Annotated in this window: 16 protein-coding genes and 1 pseudogene; 16 read left to right on the top strand and 1 reads right to left on the bottom strand. The window is 59.5% G+C overall.

Going from position 1 to position 18,638, the window contains the following annotated elements; genetic code table 11:
• Positions 1-281: 281 nt before the first annotated feature.
• From rhaB to FTE24_RS05490, 7 genes are all read left to right on the top strand, one after another.
• A complete protein-coding gene (gene rhaB / locus FTE24_RS05520; protein ID WP_150228886.1) occupies positions 282-1,763 on the top strand; it encodes a rhamnulokinase in 1,482 nt (493 codons plus the stop codon).
• Entirely contained in the window at positions 1,760-3,037 is a 1,278-nt protein-coding gene (rhaA, locus tag FTE24_RS05515; protein ID WP_150228888.1) for an L-rhamnose isomerase, read from the top strand. The genes rhaB and rhaA overlap by 4 nt, the downstream gene beginning before the upstream one ends.
• Entirely contained in the window at positions 3,034-3,873 is an 840-nt protein-coding gene (gene rhaD, locus FTE24_RS05510) for a rhamnulose-1-phosphate aldolase (protein WP_150228890.1), read from the top strand. Before rhaA ends, rhaD begins: the two co-directional genes overlap by 4 nt.
• A 65-nt stretch (positions 3,874-3,938) precedes the next feature.
• Positions 3,939-4,433, top strand: a complete 495-nt coding sequence (locus FTE24_RS05505) for a chemotaxis protein CheW (protein ID WP_160441662.1) — start codon at positions 3,939-3,941, stop codon at positions 4,431-4,433.
• Between the two features lie 1,554 nt (positions 4,434-5,987).
• Entirely contained in the window at positions 5,988-6,557 is a 570-nt protein-coding gene (locus tag FTE24_RS05500) for a GNAT family N-acetyltransferase (protein WP_141449725.1), read from the top strand.
• A gap of 272 nt (positions 6,558-6,829) precedes the next feature.
• Positions 6,830-7,435, top strand: coding sequence for a biliverdin-producing heme oxygenase (locus FTE24_RS05495; protein WP_150228894.1), 606 nt, complete (start codon positions 6,830-6,832; stop codon positions 7,433-7,435).
• A gap of 51 nt (positions 7,436-7,486) precedes the next feature.
• Positions 7,487-10,039 (top strand): diguanylate cyclase domain-containing protein, encoded by a 2,553-nt coding sequence (locus FTE24_RS05490; RefSeq protein WP_150228896.1) that lies wholly within the window; start codon positions 7,487-7,489, stop codon positions 10,037-10,039.
• A 258-nt stretch (positions 10,040-10,297) separates the two neighbouring features.
• Here FTE24_RS05490 and FTE24_RS05485 read toward each other — a convergent pair whose 3' ends face one another.
• Positions 10,298-11,485 (bottom strand): cytochrome P450 family protein, encoded by a 1,188-nt coding sequence (locus FTE24_RS05485; protein ID WP_150228898.1) that lies wholly within the window; start codon positions 11,483-11,485, stop codon positions 10,298-10,300.
• Positions 11,486-11,680: 195 nt separating this feature from the next.
• Between FTE24_RS05485 and FTE24_RS05480 the strand changes: the two genes are divergently transcribed.
• The 9 genes and pseudogenes from FTE24_RS05480 (at position 11,681) to FTE24_RS05445 (ending at position 18,593) form a co-directional block, all read left to right on the top strand.
• On the top strand, positions 11,681-12,145 hold the full coding sequence (locus tag FTE24_RS05480; protein WP_150228900.1) for a DinB family protein: 465 nt from the start codon (positions 11,681-11,683) through the stop codon (positions 12,143-12,145).
• Positions 12,146-12,160: 15 nt separating this feature from the next.
• Positions 12,161-13,129, top strand: a complete 969-nt coding sequence (locus FTE24_RS05475) for an alpha/beta hydrolase (RefSeq protein ID WP_337190016.1) — start codon at positions 12,161-12,163, stop codon at positions 13,127-13,129.
• A gap of 189 nt (positions 13,130-13,318) precedes the next feature.
• Positions 13,319-13,744 (top strand): DMT family transporter, encoded by a 426-nt coding sequence (locus FTE24_RS05470; RefSeq protein ID WP_150230628.1) that lies wholly within the window; start codon positions 13,319-13,321, stop codon positions 13,742-13,744.
• Between the two features lie 24 nt (positions 13,745-13,768).
• Entirely contained in the window at positions 13,769-14,470 is a 702-nt protein-coding gene (locus FTE24_RS05465) for a Crp/Fnr family transcriptional regulator (RefSeq protein ID WP_150228901.1), read from the top strand.
• A gap of 71 nt (positions 14,471-14,541) precedes the next feature.
• Positions 14,542-15,027 carry a DMT family transporter gene (locus FTE24_RS05460; protein ID WP_150228903.1) on the top strand — a complete coding sequence of 162 codons (486 nt, stop codon included), beginning with the start codon at positions 14,542-14,544 and terminating at the stop codon, positions 15,025-15,027.
• Between the two features lie 13 nt (positions 15,028-15,040).
• Positions 15,041-15,466, top strand: a complete 426-nt coding sequence (locus FTE24_RS05455; RefSeq protein ID WP_150228905.1) for an NUDIX hydrolase — start codon at positions 15,041-15,043, stop codon at positions 15,464-15,466.
• Between the two features lie 5 nt (positions 15,467-15,471).
• Positions 15,472-15,873, top strand: a pseudogene (locus FTE24_RS23200) (GNAT family N-acetyltransferase); the annotation flags it as partial.
• A 168-nt stretch (positions 15,874-16,041) separates the two neighbouring features.
• Entirely contained in the window at positions 16,042-17,223 is a 1,182-nt protein-coding gene (locus FTE24_RS05450; protein WP_237401654.1) for an aminotransferase class I/II-fold pyridoxal phosphate-dependent enzyme, read from the top strand.
• A 260-nt stretch (positions 17,224-17,483) separates the two neighbouring features.
• Positions 17,484-18,593, top strand: coding sequence for an ROK family transcriptional regulator (locus tag FTE24_RS05445; RefSeq protein ID WP_150228908.1), 1,110 nt, complete (start codon positions 17,484-17,486; stop codon positions 18,591-18,593).
• Positions 18,594-18,638: the final 45 nt, after the last annotated feature.

Below are 18,638 nucleotides of genomic sequence, written 5' to 3'. Positions count from 1 at the left end.
GACAGTGCGCAGACGAGTAAAGAAAATATCGCGATCTGTACGACCCACCCGCAGCATCAATCTATATCTTCAACCAGGAGGGCAGCTTCAGCTGCTCTCTTTTTGCGCGTGTTCGCTTTTTACATACATATTCACCTTTTAAATGTCTGAAAAAAAGAAATAATCCACGAAAAACCACAGATTATAGAAGGGATGTTGTTGACTGAAAAGAAGAACGCAGGTACGATAGAAGCAGAAGCTATCCGATTTCAACCTAATAAGCGATAAGCGGAGGAATGGACATGGCGCAGGCGATCGCCGTCGATATCGGGGCTTCCAGCGGCCGGCTGGTTGCGGGTACCCTGATCGAAGGCAAGTTGGAATTGCAGGAGCTGCATCGTTTTGAAAACGCTTTTACACGCAAGAACGGGCATGATTACTGGGAAGTCGACGCTTTGTTCGACGAACTGCTGACCGGATTGAACAGGGCCAGGCTCGCCGGTATCGACGCCTGCACGCTCGGGATCGACACGTGGGGCGTCGATTACGTGCTGCTGGACGAAGCGGGGGAGAGACTGCACGAGATCTACGCGTACCGGGATGCCCGGACGGCAGGAGCGCCGGACCGGTTTCACCGCGAGCACCTCGATCGGCAGACCGTGTACGGCAAGACCGGCATTCGGGAGATGAGCTTCAATACGCTGTATCAGCTGTACGTACACGATCGAAAGCAGCTTCGGCAGGCGCGGCAAATTATGCTCGTGCCGGACTATTTGTATTACCGTCTGACCGGCCGGGCGATCAACGAAGCGACGAACGCGTCCACGACGCAGCTGCTGAACATACATACGCGGGAGTTCGACGACGAGCTTCTCGGCCTGCTCGGGCTGAGACGCGAACAATTTGCGGCATTGACGCAGCCGGGGACGACGCTCGGCGGCTTGAAGGCGGAGCTTGCGGAGAGCGGACGTTACCCGGACTGCACGGTCATCGCCGTGCCGACGCATGATACGGCTTCCGCCGTCGTCGGCGTGCCGGCTGCTGAGCCGGACCGGAGCTGGGCGTATCTGAGCAGCGGCACCTGGTCGCTGCTCGGAGCCGAGCTGGCGCAGCCGCTGAACGGCGAAGCGGCGCGGCAGGCCGGGTATACGAACGAATGGGGCGCTTACGGCACGTTTCGTTTTCTGCAGAACATTATGGGGCTGTGGATGATTCAGGAAGTCCGGCGCGAAGAAGGGAGCGGCTGCAGCTTTGCGGAACTTGCGGACCGGGCCGCGCAGGAAGAACCGTTCCGGAGCCTCGTTCCGTGCAACGACGAACGGTTTCTGAATCCGGCGAGCATGACGGAAGAGATCCGGCATTTTTGCCGCGATAGCGGGCAGCCCGTGCCGGAAGATACAGGCCGGTTGGCCCGGTGTATCTTCGATAGCCTCGCTTTTACGTATCTCGATGCCCTGGTGCGCTTGGAAGAACTGACGGGCGTCTCGTACGATGTGCTGCATATCGTCGGGGGCGGGTCGAACAATCGGCTGCTGTCGCAGCTGACCGCCGATCTGCTGGGCATCGAAGTCCGCACAGGGCCGTCGGAGGCGACCGCGATCGGCAGCATTGCCGTGCAGCTGATCGCGTCCGGCGCGCTCGCGGACGTGGCGGAAGCGCGGCGCGTGATCGCCGATTCTTTTCCGTCCGACAAGTACCGCCCGAACCCCGTTCCCGGCAGGGAGACGCTTGAGCGGCGCTGGAGAACGTTGACCCAATTGAATCCGAAGGAGAGCTTGCGATGAGGGACAAGGTCGAAACGGCTTATCTGGAAGCCAAAGAATTGTACGAACAGCACGGGGTGGACGTCGAAGCCGCGCTGCGCAAGCTTGCGGGCATCAAGATTTCGCTGCACTGCTGGCAGGGCGACGACGTGCGGGGCTTTCTGCGGCGCGGCGACGCGCTGGGCGGAGGCATCGCCGTCACCGGCAGCTACCCCGGCCGGGCGTCGACGCCGGGCGAGCTGCGCTCCGATCTGGAACTTGCGCTGTCGCTCATTCCGGGCAAACACAAAGTCAATTTGCACGCGATCTATGCCGATACGGACGAAGACGTCGAGCTGGACGAACTTCAGCCGCGCCATTTCCGGGGCTGGATCGATTGGGCGAAGACGAACGGGCTTGGCCTCGATTTTAATCCGACGTTGTTCTCGCATCCCAAAGCCGAAGACGGGTTCACGCTCAGCCATCCCGATCCGGCGATTCGGCAATTTTGGATCGACCACTGCAAAGCGTCCCGCCGCATCGGGGAGAGTTTCGGCCGCGAGCTGGGGCAGCCGTGCGTCACCAATCACTGGCTGCCGGACGGGTACAAAGATACGCCGGTCGACCGCTGGTCGCCGCGCGCCCGCCTGAGAGACGCGCTGGACGACATTTTCGCCGACGAAATCGACGAAACATATAACATCGATGCGGTCGAAAGCAAGCTGTTCGGCATCGGTTCGGAGAGCTATGTCGTCGGCTCGCATGAATTCTATATGGGCTATGCCATGAGCCGGGGCAAGACGATCTGCCTCGACGCGGGCCATTTCCATCCGACGGAAGTGATCTCGAATAAGCTGTCCTCGATTCTGATGTTCGCCGACCGGCTGCTGCTGCATGTGAGCCGCCCGGTACGCTGGGACAGCGACCACGTCATTACGATGGACGACGAACTGCTGGAGATTGCCCGCGAACTCGTCCGCGGCGACCTGCTGCCCCGTACGCATATCGGGCTCGATTTCTTCGACGGCAGTCTCAACCATGTCGCCGCCTGGGTGATCGGCGTGCGCAATATGCAGAAAGCGCTGCTGCGCGCGCTGCTCGAACCGGTGGAGCCGCTCAAGCGGATCGAACTTGAGCGGGATTACACGTCGCGCCTGGCGCTCGTCGAAGAGTTCAAGTCGTATCCGTTCGGCGCGATCTGGGATCAATTTTGCCGACAGGCCGGCGTGCCGGTGCGCGAACAATGGTTGGACGAGGTCAAGCGCCACGAGAAAGAAGTGCTTCATCCAAGAGAAGCGGGGAGGGGAACGCCATGAGTACGATCAACGCCGGGAATGCCGCACAGTCGCTTGAAGTGCCGTTTATACGGGAGATGTCCGAGATTACGCAGCATATGTGGCGTAACGGCTGGGACGAACGCAACGGCGGCAACGTCAGTTATTTGTTGGAGGAAGCCGAAGTCGCCCCTTATTTCGATCTTGAGCGGGTCATTCGCGTGATCGAACCGGCTTTTCCGATCGGCGAACTGGCCGGCCGTTATTTTATCGTGACCGGCTCCGGCAAATATTTCAAAAACGTGCTGCACGACCCGGCCGGCAATCTCGGACTGCTGCGCGTGTCGGCGGACGGAAGCTTGCTCGAACTGCTCTGGGGCTTGGAGAACGGAGCCAGGCCGACGAGCGAACTGGCGTCGCATTTTATGAGCCATATCGAACGGCTCAAAGTCGACTCCGACCATCGCGTCGTTATCCATAACCATGCGACGCATGTGCTGGCCATGACGTTTATCCATGAGCTCGACGAAGCGAAGTTCACGAAGACGCTGTGGGAAATGTGCACCGAATGCATCGTCGTGTTCCCGGACGGGATCGGCATCATTCCGTGGATGGTGCCCGGCTCCAACAAAATCGGCCGGGCCACGGCGGAGAAGATGCGGGAATATCATTCGGTCATATGGCCGCAGCACGGCATCTTCGGTACAGGCACGTCGATCGACGAAGCGTTCGGCTTGATCGAGACGATCGAAAAAGCGGCCCAAATCTATATGCTGGTCGCGCATCATCCGATCAAGCAGCGCATTACCGAGCGGCAGCTGTCCGATCTGGCTTCCGCCTTCGGCGTTACGCCGCGTCCGGGCATTCTGGATTTGTGATTTTGAATTTGACGGCGCAGATGTTGTTCATTCGCCCGGTTCCCGTATGCGGAGCCGGGCGAATCGTGTACACTAAGGACAAACAAGCGAAGGAAGGGGCTGCGACGATGTTCCAGGGTAACGCCGAGCCGTTTGTCGTGTTCAAAATCGAAGGGGAAGAGTACGGTCTGCCGATCGGCAGCGTGCTGCAAATTTTGACCGTGCCCGCGGAAGTGCCGGTCTCGGATTATTATTCGGCCGTGCGCGGCATGATGAAGATCCGGGGGAAGATCATGCCGATCTTCGACGTCCGGTTTGCGTTCGGCTTCGACGAAGCGCCGGCCGATCCCAAGCAGCGGCTGCTGATCGTCGAATTGGGCCGGCTTCACGTGGGCTTGATCGTGGACGAAGTGACGGAAGTGCTGCAGACCGGCGCACAGGCGCCGCAAATCTCCGACGGACGCAGCCGGGGCAAGCGGGCGGGCACTTTCTTCACGGGGATGTACAAGACGAACGACCGGATTGTCATGCTGTTCGATCTGCAGGAGATGCTCGAAGAAGAAGGGCTGAACGTGGACTGAAAAAAGTACGCACACAAATACCCCCGCATCCTTGAATTAACAAGACTGCGGGGGATTATTCGTTATCATTCGTATTCAATTTTGTTCGTTCCTCCTGAACATCCAATCCACATGCTTGACATGGTGAACAACTAACTTGTGTTCCAGTCTTGCCGATTGCCGGCTGCTTCACAGCTGTCGTCAATCGTTTAGCGGTTCGATATTTAAAATTTGTATGGCCCGGGTCGTACATCCGAACTCCGTCTCATCGGAGCTTACCGCATATTCGCGGTCGTACCATGTCGTCTTGCATATGGGGGGTGAGTTCCCGCATACATCGATTTCACGAAAAACTTTTTCACGTAAGTTTTTCCCGGGTGAGAATCGTTGCAGTATGCTTCGCTTACGCTATTGCATTGGAATCCTGCTCCTCTCTACGCGAGGCCTAATCCTGCTCGAAACGGCTTCTTCCGATGAACAATAGTTTCCCTTTGGTTTGACAGCCTGATGGCTCGCATTAAGCGTCTTCTGGATCGTCTTGTCCAGTATGCGACGACAACGGCCTGCCTGCCTGACCTATTGCATTGGAATCATGCTCCTTTTTTGCAAGGCTTCTATGCCTGCTCGAAATCGCGCTTCCTTCTACAATTGTACAGGTTTTCTTCAAGTCGTCACCTTAACCTTTATGCTTTTTGTTAATCTTTCTTTTGCTTTTTGCTTGGGTGCTGCATGAAACGGTCGGTCTTCAATCGTTGCGAATTGCGACGGGCGGCTCTGAGTTTCCCACATACCTGATTTTACAGGAAGGTGCTGTCACGTACGCCTCCTAGACGTAAAACCACTCAGTATGCTTCGCTTACCTGTGTCATCGGAATCTTCTCCTTTCGCAGATCCAAACTTCGCTTCTGCTTTGCGGACATTTCCGTCATCACGTTCAAGCTTCTGAGTTCCCGCGTATCCTCGATCTCACGAAAAACGTTTTCACGTACGTTTTTCATGCGTGAAAATCGGTCATCGATACGCTTCGCTAACCTGTTTCATCGGAATCCTGCTCCCTTCATCCAAGATGATTACCTTACATCTCGTTTGACCGGTCTTCATTCTTCCGTCCTTGACAATGGTCTACGGCGAGTACCGAAGTGTCCCGCATACCGGATTCTCCGAAAGACGTTTTCACGGGCGTCTTTCTTATTAAGGAAGAGCTTCACGGATATGCTTCGCTTACCCTAGTCCATCGGACTTGTCCCTCCTTTACGGATGTTGGAAAAAGTCTTGGATTGGCACCGGCGCGTTCTTCGTTTTGTGTTGTGTAGCTGCGAAGCGTCGCTGGTGTTGATCCCATATTAACCCGGGCGGGAGAAAAGTAAAACGTCTGTAAAAAGATGAAGATGTTTGTAAACGGAGCTCTGGGAGAGCCACCTCTTTCAATCTTCCTCAGACGCAAAATAGCGCTTTATTTTTCGGTTTTGCTCGTTCTTGATAGCGAGACAGCTCCAAAAGGACGCCAAGTGGGTAATAAGCGACATGGGCAACAAGAAGGGCACCAAGTGTTAGATCCGGAGGAGGGCGAACGAAATGAGCATGTTGAAAACGATCAAGACGAGCATCAGCGATACGAAGCAGGCGCTCGACGGCATCAAAGCGTCCATGGACGGATTGAAAACGGAAGTGGATACGCTCAAAGGCAATATGGAACAGGTGCAGACGCAGGTCAAAGAAAAGCCGGCGAAATTCAAGGCGTCCCTGTCTTATTTGAAACTGGGTATCGGCGACCTCAAATCGGAGGTAACCGGAATCAAGCAGGGCGTCGCGGGGATCAAGGACGCGGGCAAAGACAAAGAGCCGGCCGGTTCGATCATCGCGGGCGCGCAGTTCGTGCGCGAAGCCGACGGCTTCAAGCTGAAGCGCGCAGGCGAGACGATCGGCGAGATCACGTATGCGGAAGGTCCGGAACCGGACACGTGGATGGCCAACCATACGTACGTCGACCCGGAATACCGCGGCGGCAGCGTCGCCAAGCTGCTGCTCGACCGTCTGGTGGAAGAAGCGCGCCTGCAGGACAAGCGCATCTTCCCGGTCTGTTCGTACGTAAGAGCGCAGTTCAAACGAAATGACGAATATCGGGACGTGTGGCACGAGTATTGAGCCGACCGCCTTTTTGCGAGCCTTTTGAAGACCGGACGTTTTCGGCATTCAAAAGGCTTTTCTTTTTATAAAAACGGTATAAAAAAGAAACCGGCGTTGTGCAAATAATTTGTGCAAAGTACTCTTTTTTTCAACGTATAAATCGGTTATTCTTAATGATACGGCAGAACTTTCAAACTTTTAATTAAATTCATGATAGTTGGGGCGAGGTATGGCGGCTCCCGGGCTGTCGTTTTGTGTTTCGTTGCGACCGTAAGGAGAGAACAGACAGAATGAAACTTCATATTTTGGAACGGCTCAAAGCCGAAAGCGCGCCTTACCACGATCAGGTGGAGTCGAATCCATACGCCGCGGGCATCATGGCGGGCACGTTGGACTTGCACGCATACACGCATTACCTGGAATTGTTTTACGGATTTATCGCTCCGCTCGAAGAGCGCGCGGAAGCTTCGGGCGCGCTGGACGCTTCCGGTTACGATCTGGCGGAGCGGCGTAAGACCCCGATGCTGGAGCAGGACCTGCGGCATCTGGGCTTGAGCCCCGAGCAGATCCGGGACCTGTCCCGCTGCTCGGACCTGCCCGACGTGTCGACGCCGGGGAAGCTGCTCGGCTGCTTCTACGTCATCGAAGGGTCCACGATGGGCGGACAGATGATTACCCGCCAGCTGTCCAAGACGCTTGCGGTCAGCCCGGAAGCCGGACTGCGTTACTTCAACGCCTACGGCGCCCAGACGCGCGAACGGTGGAGCGCGTTCCGCGAACGTCTGGCGGAAGCGGGCGCGGACGAATCCCGCAGCGACGAGATGACCGAAGCGGCGATCTCCACGTTCCGTCTGCTTCAGCGGTGGATCGACGCCGATCTCACCGCGTCGCGTTAGGTCAACGGAAACAGCAGCACGAATTACACAACAGGAGGTTTCATTCCCTACATGGCACAAGTACACCCGAATCCCGATAACGAACCCCTGAACCGGTCGTTGATTACCGGTGACGGATTCGTTACCGATGAACCGATCGACCTGACCAACTGCGACAAAGAACCGATTCATATTCCCGGCATGATCCAACCCAACGGCGTGCTGCTTGCCGCCCGGCGAACGTCGGCGGGCAAAATCGTGCAATGCAGCCACAACTCGAACGACCTGCTCGGACGGACGCCGGACGAGCTGCTCGGCAGTTCGCTCGCCGACCTGATCGGGCAGGAAGCGATGAACGATCTGCTTGAGCGCGATTTGAACGCCGCGGCTTCTTCGGATTTGCAGTACCTCAAATTGCAGATCGAAGTGGACGGGCTGCCGGTCCGCTTTACGACCGTGGCCCACGAGAGCGAAGGGCTGCTCATTCTGGAACTTGAACTTGAGACCGACGATGAAGAAGGCGACGACGATTTCCGCTGGATCCGGACCTTTTTCGTCAAGCTCAAGCAGAGCGCGAACCGGTACACCGCGAGCCAGGCCGCGGCCGAACAAGTTAAAGAGATTCTCGGTTACGATCGGGTCATGATCTACGAGTTCGACAAGCAGTGGAACGGCAAAGTGATCGCGGAAGCCAAAGAACCGGAGCTCGAACCGTTCCTCGGTCATCACTATCCGGCTTCCGACATTCCGAAGCAGGCGCGCGAACTGTATTTGCGCAACTGGCTGCGGACGATCGTCGACGTGAATTACACGCCGGTCGAGATCGTGCCGACCGTGCAGCCGCTCACCGGCCGGCCGCTTAACTTAAGCTTGTCCGTGCTGCGCAGCGTCTCGCCGCTGCATGTCGAATACCTGCACAACATGGGCGTGGGCGCGACGGTAACGATCTCGCTTATTCACGACGGCCAGCTGTGGGGCATGATTACATGCCATCACTATTCGCCCAAGTACGTCTCGCACCGCATTCGCAATCTGTGCAATTTTCTGGGCGCATTTTTCTCGAACGAGCTGTACCAGCGTCAGCAGCTTGACGAATACCAGGCGGAACTGAAGCTGCGCACCGAAGCGTCGAAGATCGCCAAGATCTTTATCGGCAATTCCAGCCCGTTCCAGGTCGTGGAAGAACTGTACGCGTCCGAACGCCGCCTGCTCGACCTGATGGGCGCTTCGGGCGCCGCCGTCAGCTACAACGACAAGCTGCTCCTGTTCGGAGAGACGCCTCCGCCCGGAGACATTCGCGAACTGGCCGGCTGGATGGGCGGTAAAACGTCGAATTACACGTACCGCACGGACCGGCTCAGTCTGGAATTCCCGCCGGCCGTTTCCTATAAAGAGAAAGCTTCCGGCGCGCTCTACGTCGCTCTCTCGCCCGGACAGCAGAACTATATCATCTGGTTCCGTCCGGAAGTGCTTCAGATCGTGGACTGGGCCGGCGATCCGGCCAAGGCCGTTATCCAGGACAACGACGGCATGCGCCTGTCTCCGCGCAAATCGTTCGAGAAATGGCGCCAGGTCGTGCAGTCGACCGCGTTCGATTGGAAGACCGAAGAACTGAATGCCCTGTTCGAGCTTCGGGCTGTCGTCGACAACCAGACCAAAAGCGACCTGCAGCGGGCGGAAGAGCAGGCGCTGCAAAATTCGCGCGTGCTGCGGCAGAACGAACAGCGGTATTTGCAGCTGATGGAATTTTCCCCGGTCGCGTTCTTCACGCTGACCGACCGGCATATCGTGTACTGCAACGAGCAGGCGGCTGTCCTGCTCGGCGAACCCGACAAAGACAAATTGATCGGACGGGACTTCCTGCCGTTCGTGCTGGAAGATTCGCGCAAGCCGATGGGCGATCTGCTGAAGCAGCTGGAACACGATTCTTCGCTGCTTGTGTCGGGCAGCCAGGCTTTCGTCAACGTGAAATGCGAGCCGTTGAACCTGGACATCACGCTTGCCGCCGTCTCGCACAGCGGCCGGCCTTCGATCATGCTGATTGCGCGCAAAATCGCCGAAACGGCCGAGCAGCAGACGGAGTACACGAGCATTACCGACCAGCTCAGCAATTACATGACGACCGATCCGCTGACCGACCTGCCGAACCGGCGGGCGTTCGAGCAGCGCCTCGAAGAAGACTGGGATGCTTCCGCCAGATCCGACGAACATCCGATCGCGCTGCTGGAGATCGATATCGACGATTTCCGCAATTACAATGCGGTCTACGGGCTTCAGGGCGGCGACCTGTGCATCCAGAACGTCGCGCAGGTGCTGGACCTGTTCGGGCGCCAGCGCAAAGCGAGCGTCTCGCGCACCGGCGGCGGCACGTTCATGCTCCGCCTGGACGGCGAGCATGCTTACCGGGCGGAAGAACTGGCCGAGCAGCTGCGCCAGGCCGTCGTTGACCTGCAGATTCGCCGCGGCGAAGACGGCTCCGGCTTCGATTACGTGACGGTCAGCATCGGAGGCGCGGTCATGCGCCCGACGCTCGACCACCGGTTCACGCACTTCGTCGCGCAGGCTGACCGCGCATTGATGAAAGCGAAGCGCGAAGGCAAAAACCGCGTCGTCTTTATGGAATAGACGGCGAACAGGCGGACTGCTGCCGCTTAACGGCTTATCGTCTGCGTTTGTGCCGATCTTTCCGGCGAACAAAATCTATTGTTCAAAAAAAGCCTTTCCCCGATACGGGGAAAGGCTTTTCGGCTTCGTATTTTCCAGTTTCGATTTGGTGCTTTCCGGTTTCGGCTCGGCGTTTTCCAGCCTTCGCGCTTTGCCGCGATCCGGCTGTGTTCGCCCGGCTAATCGCCCGGCGATCGCCTGCCAAGCTGCCGGAGGCCGTTAGACCGACAGCGGAATTTCCTTCACGCCGCGGACGATCATGCCGGGGCGCCATTCCAGTTCGCCGGCATCTTCGCGCAGGCGGATATTCGGGAAGCGGCGCAGCAGCGTGTTCACGGCGATCTCGCCTTCGAGGCGGGCCAGCGGTGCGCCGAGGCACATATGGATGCCGTGGCCGAACGCCAAATGGCGGCTGCGTTCGCGGGTAATATCGAACAGGTCCGGATCGTCGAACTGCGCCCCGTCCCGGTCGGCCGAATCGAGCGCCACGATGACGAGATCACCTTTTTTCATGGCATGCCCGCGGAATTCCAGGTCTTCGCCGGCCCATCTCGACGTGCTGAACTCGACCGGGCCGTTGTAGCGCAGCATTTCTTCGATCGCGCCTTTGATCAACTCGGGCTGCTCCTGCAGCTTGCGCAGCTGATCGGGATGCTGAAGCAGCGAGATGATGCCATTGCCGATCAGGTTGACGGTCGTCTCGTGGCCGGCGATGATCAGCAGCGACACGACGCCGTAGATCTCCTGCTCGGACAGGCGTTCGCCGGATTCCTCGGCTACGATCAGTTGGCTGATCAAGTCGTCGCCGGGGTCGTGCCGCACTTTCTCGAACCAGTCGCCGAGATACTGCGTGAATTCCTGCATATGCCGGTGCACATCGTCTCCGCCCTGGGAGTTCGACGCGCCGACGATCGAGTTCGACCAGGTCCGGAATTTGTCCTGATCTTCGATCGGCACGCCGAGAATCTCGCTGATCACGATGATCGGCAGCGGGAACGCGTAGTCGTCGATCAGTTCCAGCCGGTCCCGTCCTTCGACGGCGTCAAGCAGCTTATCCGCGATCTGCTGGATATGGTCGCGCATGCCTTCGATCAGCTTGGGCGTGAATGCCTGCTGCACGAGGCCGCGCAGTCTGCGATGGTCGGGCGGATCGGCGAACAGCATGTTGTTCGTGAATACGCTCTGGCTGCCGGGACCGTAAATTTTTTTCATGTCTTTGATAAAACGGTTGTCTTTGAGCACTTCGACCGCATCTTCGTAGCGGGTAATCATCCACCCGAACTGCCCGTCGGGAAACATCTGCTTGGCAATCGGTTCTTCTTCCCGCATGCGCGCATAGACCGGGTAAGGGTTCTGCGTAAACTCTGGCGTGAACAGCGCATTTTTCGACGATTCGTTGGAATTCAAGCGTAAAACTCCTCTCAAAATTCAAAATCGAATAAAAACGGAAACTCCCTGTACTATTACCCAGCTGGACGAAGACGTGCCGCATTGCCTGCCCCGAAGCGGTCATTGTATACTGGAAAAGCGAGCCTTTACAAAAAAACGCCGCTTTGCGCCAGCCCGTTACCGGGGGCTGCCGGGCGGCACGGAGGAATGGACATGACCGACGAATTCGTATTCAAACTGATGGACCGGGCACAGGCCGGCATTCTGAAGTACGCCGAGAGCGCGTCCGAAGAGTCCCGATCGACCATCCCGGAAGGCTTCAGCAACAACCTGCACTGGAATCTGGGCCATATTCTCGCCGTCAGCGACCGCGTCGTCAACGGACTGTCCGGACGCGAACCGGTGCTGCCCGCCGCGTACGCGACTTATTTCGCGCCCGGCACGCGCCCTTCCGAATGGCAGGGCGAACCGCCCGCCTGGGACGAACTGATCGAACAACTGCGCACGCTGCCGCAGCGCTTCCGCGATTCGTACGCGGGCAAGCAGGGCGAGCCGCTCGCCAATACGGACAATTTTGCCAAAGCGGAGACGCTCGGCGACCTGCTGCTGCTGAACGTCTCGCATATGAATCAGCATCTGGGCATCATGAACGCGCTGACGCGCGTCACCCGGAACTGAAAAGGAGAGATTTCCGTGAAAACATCCAAAGCGTTATGGACCGTACTCGGCGTCGCCGCCGTTCCGGCGGCGGCCGTCGTCGCGGGCAGCTTCTATTTCTACCGCATGGCCGTCGCGCGGGCGCCGAAATCGTTTCTGGCGGCCGATCCCGGTCTCCAGCCGAACCCCGACGTGCAGACGGAGACGGCGTCGAGCCGCGCCTGGTGGGCGGCGCAGCCGTTCGAGCACCGGACGCTGCTGTCCGGCGACGGGCTGAAGCTGCACGCGTATTATTTGCCGGCCAAGCGGCCGAGCAAGCGCACCGCGATTCTGGCGCACGGTTATTCCGGCGACGCTTCGATCATGAGCGGAGTCGCCCGGTTCTACCACGAAGACCTGGGCATGAATATTCTCGTGCCCGACGCCCGCGGCCACGGGCGCAGCGAAGGCGCTTATATCGGCTACGGCTGGCCCGAGCGCGTCGACTACCTCGGCTGGATCCGCCAGGTGATCGGCCACGACGGACCGCATGCGCAGATCGTGCTGCACGGCATTTCGATGGGCGGCGCGACCGTCATGATGACGAGCGGGGAAGATCTGCCGCCGCACGTCAAAGCGATCGTGGAAGACTGCGGCTACACGTCGGTGCGCGACGAATTGGCGCATCAGATGAAGCGCATGTACAAGCTGCCGACGTTCCCGATGCTTCCGGCGACCGAAGCGCTGACGCGGATCAAGGCCGGGTATTCGTTCACCGAAGCGTCCGCGCTGAATCAGGTGCGCCGCTGCCGGACGCCGATGCTGTTCATCCACGGATCGGACGACGTGTTCGTGCCGACTTCGATGGTGCACGAGCTGTATGAAGCGTGTCCGTCGGAGAAGGACCTGCTGATCGTTCAAGGCGCCGGGCACGGCGATTCGTTCCTGATCGACAAAGCCGGCTACACGCGCAAAGTGACCGAATTTTTGCAGGGCCGCCTGACCGAACCCGCCGCAGCCGATTGAGCGGGCAGCCTGTCTGGTCCACCAGCTTTTCTTCGTTTTTTGACGGAGAAAAGCTTTTTTCATGCGAATTTTGCAAAGCGGGACATATGTCCTTCCCCGCAGGCGCCGCTCTGTCCGTATAATAGGGAAGGCATTCGGCGCGGCCCGATCGGGATTCGCCGAACGAGGAAACGGAGGCAGGCAACGGTGATAAGAGGAATACTATTCGCTTTTCTGGGCGGAGCATGCATTACGCTGCAGGGCGTGGCCAACGCCCGCATCAGCGAAGATATCGGAACGTGGCAGGCGGCCACGGTGACGCAGCTGACAGGATTTCTGATGGCGCTGCTCATCTACGCGTTCGTCCGCGACGGCGATCTGGGCGGCTACCGCAAAGTAAAGCCGCTGTACCTGGCAGGCGGCGCGTTCGGCGCGGTGATCATCTACAGCGAAGTAACGGCGATCCAGCATATCGGCGTCACGTTCACGATCTCGGCGCTGCTGATCGCGCAGCTGCTCGTGACGTTCCTGATCGACACGTTCGGCTGGTTCGGCCGGCCGAAAAGCAAAATGGGCGCGCCGCAGTTTATCGGTCTTGCGCTGATGATCGGCGGCGTGCTGGTCATGAAGCTGTAAAAACGAAGAAGGAGTTACTGCCGCATGAAAGAGATCAAAGATCCCGGTAAGCTCGAAGCGTATTTGGAGCAGCATGGTCTGCAAACCGCGTTCCACGAACCGCTGCGCCCGCACTTGAGCCTGTATGAGCTGGAGCCGGGCGAGGCGCTGTGCACGCAGGGCGAACAGGCGGACATGCTCTACGTGCTGGTCAAAGGCAAGGTCAAAATTTACACGACGTCCCCCGAAGGGCGCACGCTGGTCATTTCGTTCAAGCATCCGCCCGAGATCATCGGGGATATCGAATATTTCCGCGGGATCGACATCATCAATACGGTCGAAGTCGTCTCGCCGGCTGCGGTGATCGGCATCTCGGCCCAGCAGCTCAGGCGGCACGGAGACGATCATGCGCCGCTGCTGCGGTTCATGCTCGACGTCATCACCAAAAAGTTCTACGTCAAATCGGACTTTCTCAGCTTCAATCTGATGGTTCCGGTCGAAATGCGCCTGGCGAGCTATCTGCTGTCCGTCTGTTACGACGAGAGCGACGCGGCTTTTCGGGGCCGGCTGGCAACGTCGGAGCTGACCGATACGGCCAATCTGATCGGCACCAGCTATCGCCATCTCAACCGCGTGATCCGCAAGCTGTCCGAAGACGGTCTGATCGAGCGCAGCGGCGGTTATGTGCACGTGCGCGACCGGGAGGGACTGGCGCAGTTGGCGGGACGGAACGTGTACGAACGGTAAAGCCGCAGTACGTTCCGCAAGATCGAAGATACACAGAAGCAAAGGGCGATAAGGGAAAAGGAGACGGATCGATGGGCATGGGACTTCTACTGGCAGCCTTCGCGGGAGCGATGGTCGCCCTGCAAACGATATTCAACAACCGGACAGACGTGCATATGGGGTCCTGGGCGACGACGACGTGGGTGCTGGCGATGGGCTTCATCGCTTCGCTGGCGTGCAGCCTGATCTTCGAAGGAGGGCGCACGTTCGACCTGCACAACATGAAGCTGTGGTACGCGTTCAGCGGCATGATCGGCGTGGGTGTCGTAATCTGCCTCGTGCTGGGCGTCAAAATACTCGGGCCGACCTTCTCGGTCTCGGTCACGCTCACGTCGCAGCTCGGTTTTGCGCTGTTGTTCGATACGATGGGCTGGCTCGGACTGGAAAAAGTCGAATTTAACTGGAAGCAGCTCGCGGGCGTCGTGATCATCGTGGCCGGCATTTACGTGTTCAAGTTCGGCGGCAAACGCAAAACGCAAACGCCGGAGCGTCCCGCTTCGGCGATCAAAACGCTTTAGGAGGCCTATAATAATGGAAAATCAAATCGGCAAGTCGCAGGCTGCAGACAAGCAGCCGATCGTAATCGACAAAGTCGCCTGGATTGTTGTACAGGATGGCAAGGTACTGAGCGCACGCTCCAAAGGCAAAGAGCTGTTCTATTTCCCCGGCGGCAAACGCGAAGCGGGCGAAAGCGACGTCGACACGCTGGCGAGGGAGATCGAAGAAGAGCTGACGGTACGGATCAAGCGCGAAACGGCCCGGCTGTTCGGCGTGTTCGAAGCGCCGGCCGACGGCAAAGGCGGCGACGTGCTCGTGCGTATGACCGGCTATACGGCCGAATACGAAGGGGATTTGGCGCCGGCGGCGGAGATCGAAGAGCTGGCGTGGCTCGATAACGGCGATCGCGAGCGGATCTCGGCGGCAAGCCTGCTCGTGTTCGACCGGATCTATGGGTGAAGCCGATGCAGATGCACATCAGAACGCTGCGCGCGGCAGACGACGCCGCGATCGAGACCATCATTCGGCAATGCCTGATCGAATTCGGCGGCAACCGGGAAGGTCTGGCCTGGCAGGACGACAGCCTGTCGGCCCTGTCCGCTTTCTACGCGGGCGAAGACCGCGAATACTGGGTCGCCGTGAACGAAGACGGCAGTCTGCTCGGCGGCTGCGGCATCGCGCCGTTCGCCGGGTTGGCGGACGTGTGCGAACTGCAAAAAATGTACCTGATCGGAGAAGCGAGGGGAACCGGAGCGGCCGGCGAGCTGCTGCGCACGGCGCTTGATTTCGCCGCTTCCCGTTACCGTGAATGTTATCTGGAGACGCTGGCCACGATGGAAGCGGCGAACCGCTTCTACCGCAAGCACGGCTTCCGGGAACTCGGCGCGCCGCTCGCGGGCTCGGAGCATTTCGCCTGCGACGCGTGGTATATCCGTCCGCTGCAGACCGATCCGAAGCAGATCGATCCGAAGCAGACCGATCGGACGCAGAGCGGTCAAAATCAGGCAGGTTGGAAGTCCCGCAGGGTAGACGGGATGGGCTCTTCGGTCTTCTCCAAAGTGTTCGCCTGGAAAGAGGAAGCGGTGCGCCTGGGACGCGAAATGATCGATCTCAGTATAGGCACGCCGGATCGGCCGCCGGCTCCGGAGATTCGGCGCGCGCTGAGTGAAGCGGCGCTGCGCGAAGACGCATATGGCTATCCGGGCACGCGCGGCAGCATCGCTTTTCGGCAGCAGGCCGCGGCCTGGATGGCGCATCGCTTCGGCGCAAGCGTCGACCCCGAGCTTGAGCTGCTGCCGCTTATGGGCTCGCAGGACGGGCTTGCGCATCTGGCCCAGGCGCTGTGCGATCCCGGCGATCTGGCGCTGGTGCCCGATCCGGGTTACCCGATCTACGCGGGCGCGCTGCGCCTTGCGGGCGTGACGCCGCATCTGCTGCCGCTGCGGCGCGAGAACGGCTTCCTGCCGGATCTGTCCGCCGTGCCGGACGAGGTCTGGTCGCGCGCGCGCTTTATCCTCGTCGGCTTCCCGGGCAATCCGATCGGCGCTCGCGCCGACGAATCGGACTTCGCGCAGCTGCTCGCGCTCGCTCGCAAATGGAACGTGCTGATCGTGCACGATCTTGCTTATTCGGAGCTTGGCTTCGACGGCTATCGTCCGATGAGCATTCTGGCGCTGCCCGGCGCCAAAGAGCAGGCCGTCGAGCTGCATTCCTGCTCGAAAAGCTTCAACATGCCCGGCTGCCGCGTCGGCTTCGCCACCGGAAACGCCGCAGCGATCGGCGCGCTGCACGAGCTCAAAGGGCATATCGATTTCGGCGTGTTCGAGCCGGTGCAGGAAGCGGCGATCGAAGCGTTCCGGCTGGCGATGGCCGCGCCGGCCGGCGACCGGGGCGTCGCCCCGCTGTACGAACGCCGCCGCGACGTGTTCTGCGCGGCGCTTGCCGCCGAAGGCTGGCACGTGGATAAGCCGGCCGCGACGATGTTTATCTGGGCGGAGCTGCCGGAGCGCTTCCTGCGCGGCGGCCGTGCGGGCAGTGCAAGCGTGTTCGCGGGCGAACTGCTGCTTGCGACCGGCGTCGCGGTCGTGCCGGGCGAAGCGTTCGGGGCGGAAGGCGAAGGCTTCGTGCGGATCGCCCTCGTCCGCGAAGAAGACACGCTGCGCGAAGCCGCGCGGCGGATCGGCCGGTTTATCCGCGGAGAGATCGCGGAAGCTTGACGCGATTTGCCGCCGAGATCGTTTTTGAATCGCTCCGGAAGCCCGCAGCTTTCAAACTTCCAGAACGCCTTCTGCTTTGCATGCGGAGAATAGTGTTTCTCTGTTTCTCGGCAAACCCGGCCTTCGCCCTGTGTGGGCGAAGGTTTTTTGCTGTTTTCTTTTTTCGAAAAGAGAAGGGCATTGACAAACGTTTTGCAACAGGGCAATATAAATACGGATACTTTATAAAGCATATTTATTAACTACCGGAGGAGGCCAGCATGAAAAGGGCGGATACGATGTTGATGAAAGAAATCAACCTGAACGCGGTGCGGCAGACGCTCAAGCGAAAAGAGAGCGCGACCAAGCCGCAGCTGTCCGCGGAGACGGGTCTGAGCGTCGTCACCGTCGCCGCGCTCGTCCGCGAGCTCACGGAGCGGGGCGAACTGACGGAAGAAGAAACGGGACCGTCTACCGGCGGCCGTCCGGCGACCGTCTACCGCTACGATTACCAGCACAGCCTGGCGCTCGTTATGCATCTGCACGAGCAGGGCGGCGTCGATACGGTCTTCGCTTCGGTCGTCGACCTGCGAGGAGAAGAGCTGGGCCGCGACGTGCAAGTGTTCGACGACTTGGATGAAGCATCCGCTCTCGACTGGATCGAAGGGCTGCTGCTCGCCTGGCCGGGCGTCCGAACGGTCGCGATCGGCATTCCGGGTCAGGCGGTGAACGGCACGATCGAAGTCAGCAGCCACGAGCGGCTGATCGGGCTCCGTCCCGCGCAGTTGATCGGCGACCGCTTCGGCCTGCCCGTACAGCTCGAGAACGACGTCAACGCGGCGCTGCAAGGCTGGCTGGCCGACAAGTCGGAAGCCGGAGCAAGCCGGGCGGCAGAAACGGGCCAAGCAGATCAAGCGAACGAAGCCGACACACCGGACGAAGCGGATGAAGCGGAAAACGGGTCCGGCATCGTGCTGGGACTTTATTTTCCCGAGAAATACCCGCCGGGCCTGGCAATCTCGATCGACGGCAGAACGGTAGCGGGCAAAAAGGGCATGGCGGGCGAGATCAAATATTTGCCGCTCGGCATCGACTGGAGCCGGCCGCCGCAGGGGGCCGCGTTCGACGAAGCGGCCTGCAAGCTCGCCCATACGGCCGCCGTCCTGCTCGCGCCCGAACGGATTGTACTGTACGGCACGCGGACGGAGCAAGCCTCGTGGAGCGGCGTCTGGAAGGCGTACGTGGACCGGCATCCGCTGCCGGCGGAACCCGACCTCCGGTGGTCGGGGCAGTTCGCGGAACATTTCGCCGCGGGCATGCGCGAACTTGCGCTGAAGGCGCTTGAACCGAAGCTGCCTTACGCGCAGATCGGACAGGAATCGGGCGACTGAAGCCCGACCGAAGCCTCACCGGACCGCGTCCGAAGCCCGACCCCA

The organism is Saccharibacillus sp. WB 17, assembly GCF_008634075.2.
Taxonomy (GTDB): Bacteria; Bacillota; Bacilli; order Paenibacillales; family Paenibacillaceae; genus Saccharibacillus; species Saccharibacillus brassicae.
Note: the sequence above shows the minus strand (reverse complement) of the source record. Positions and strands in the feature narration are given on the sequence as shown.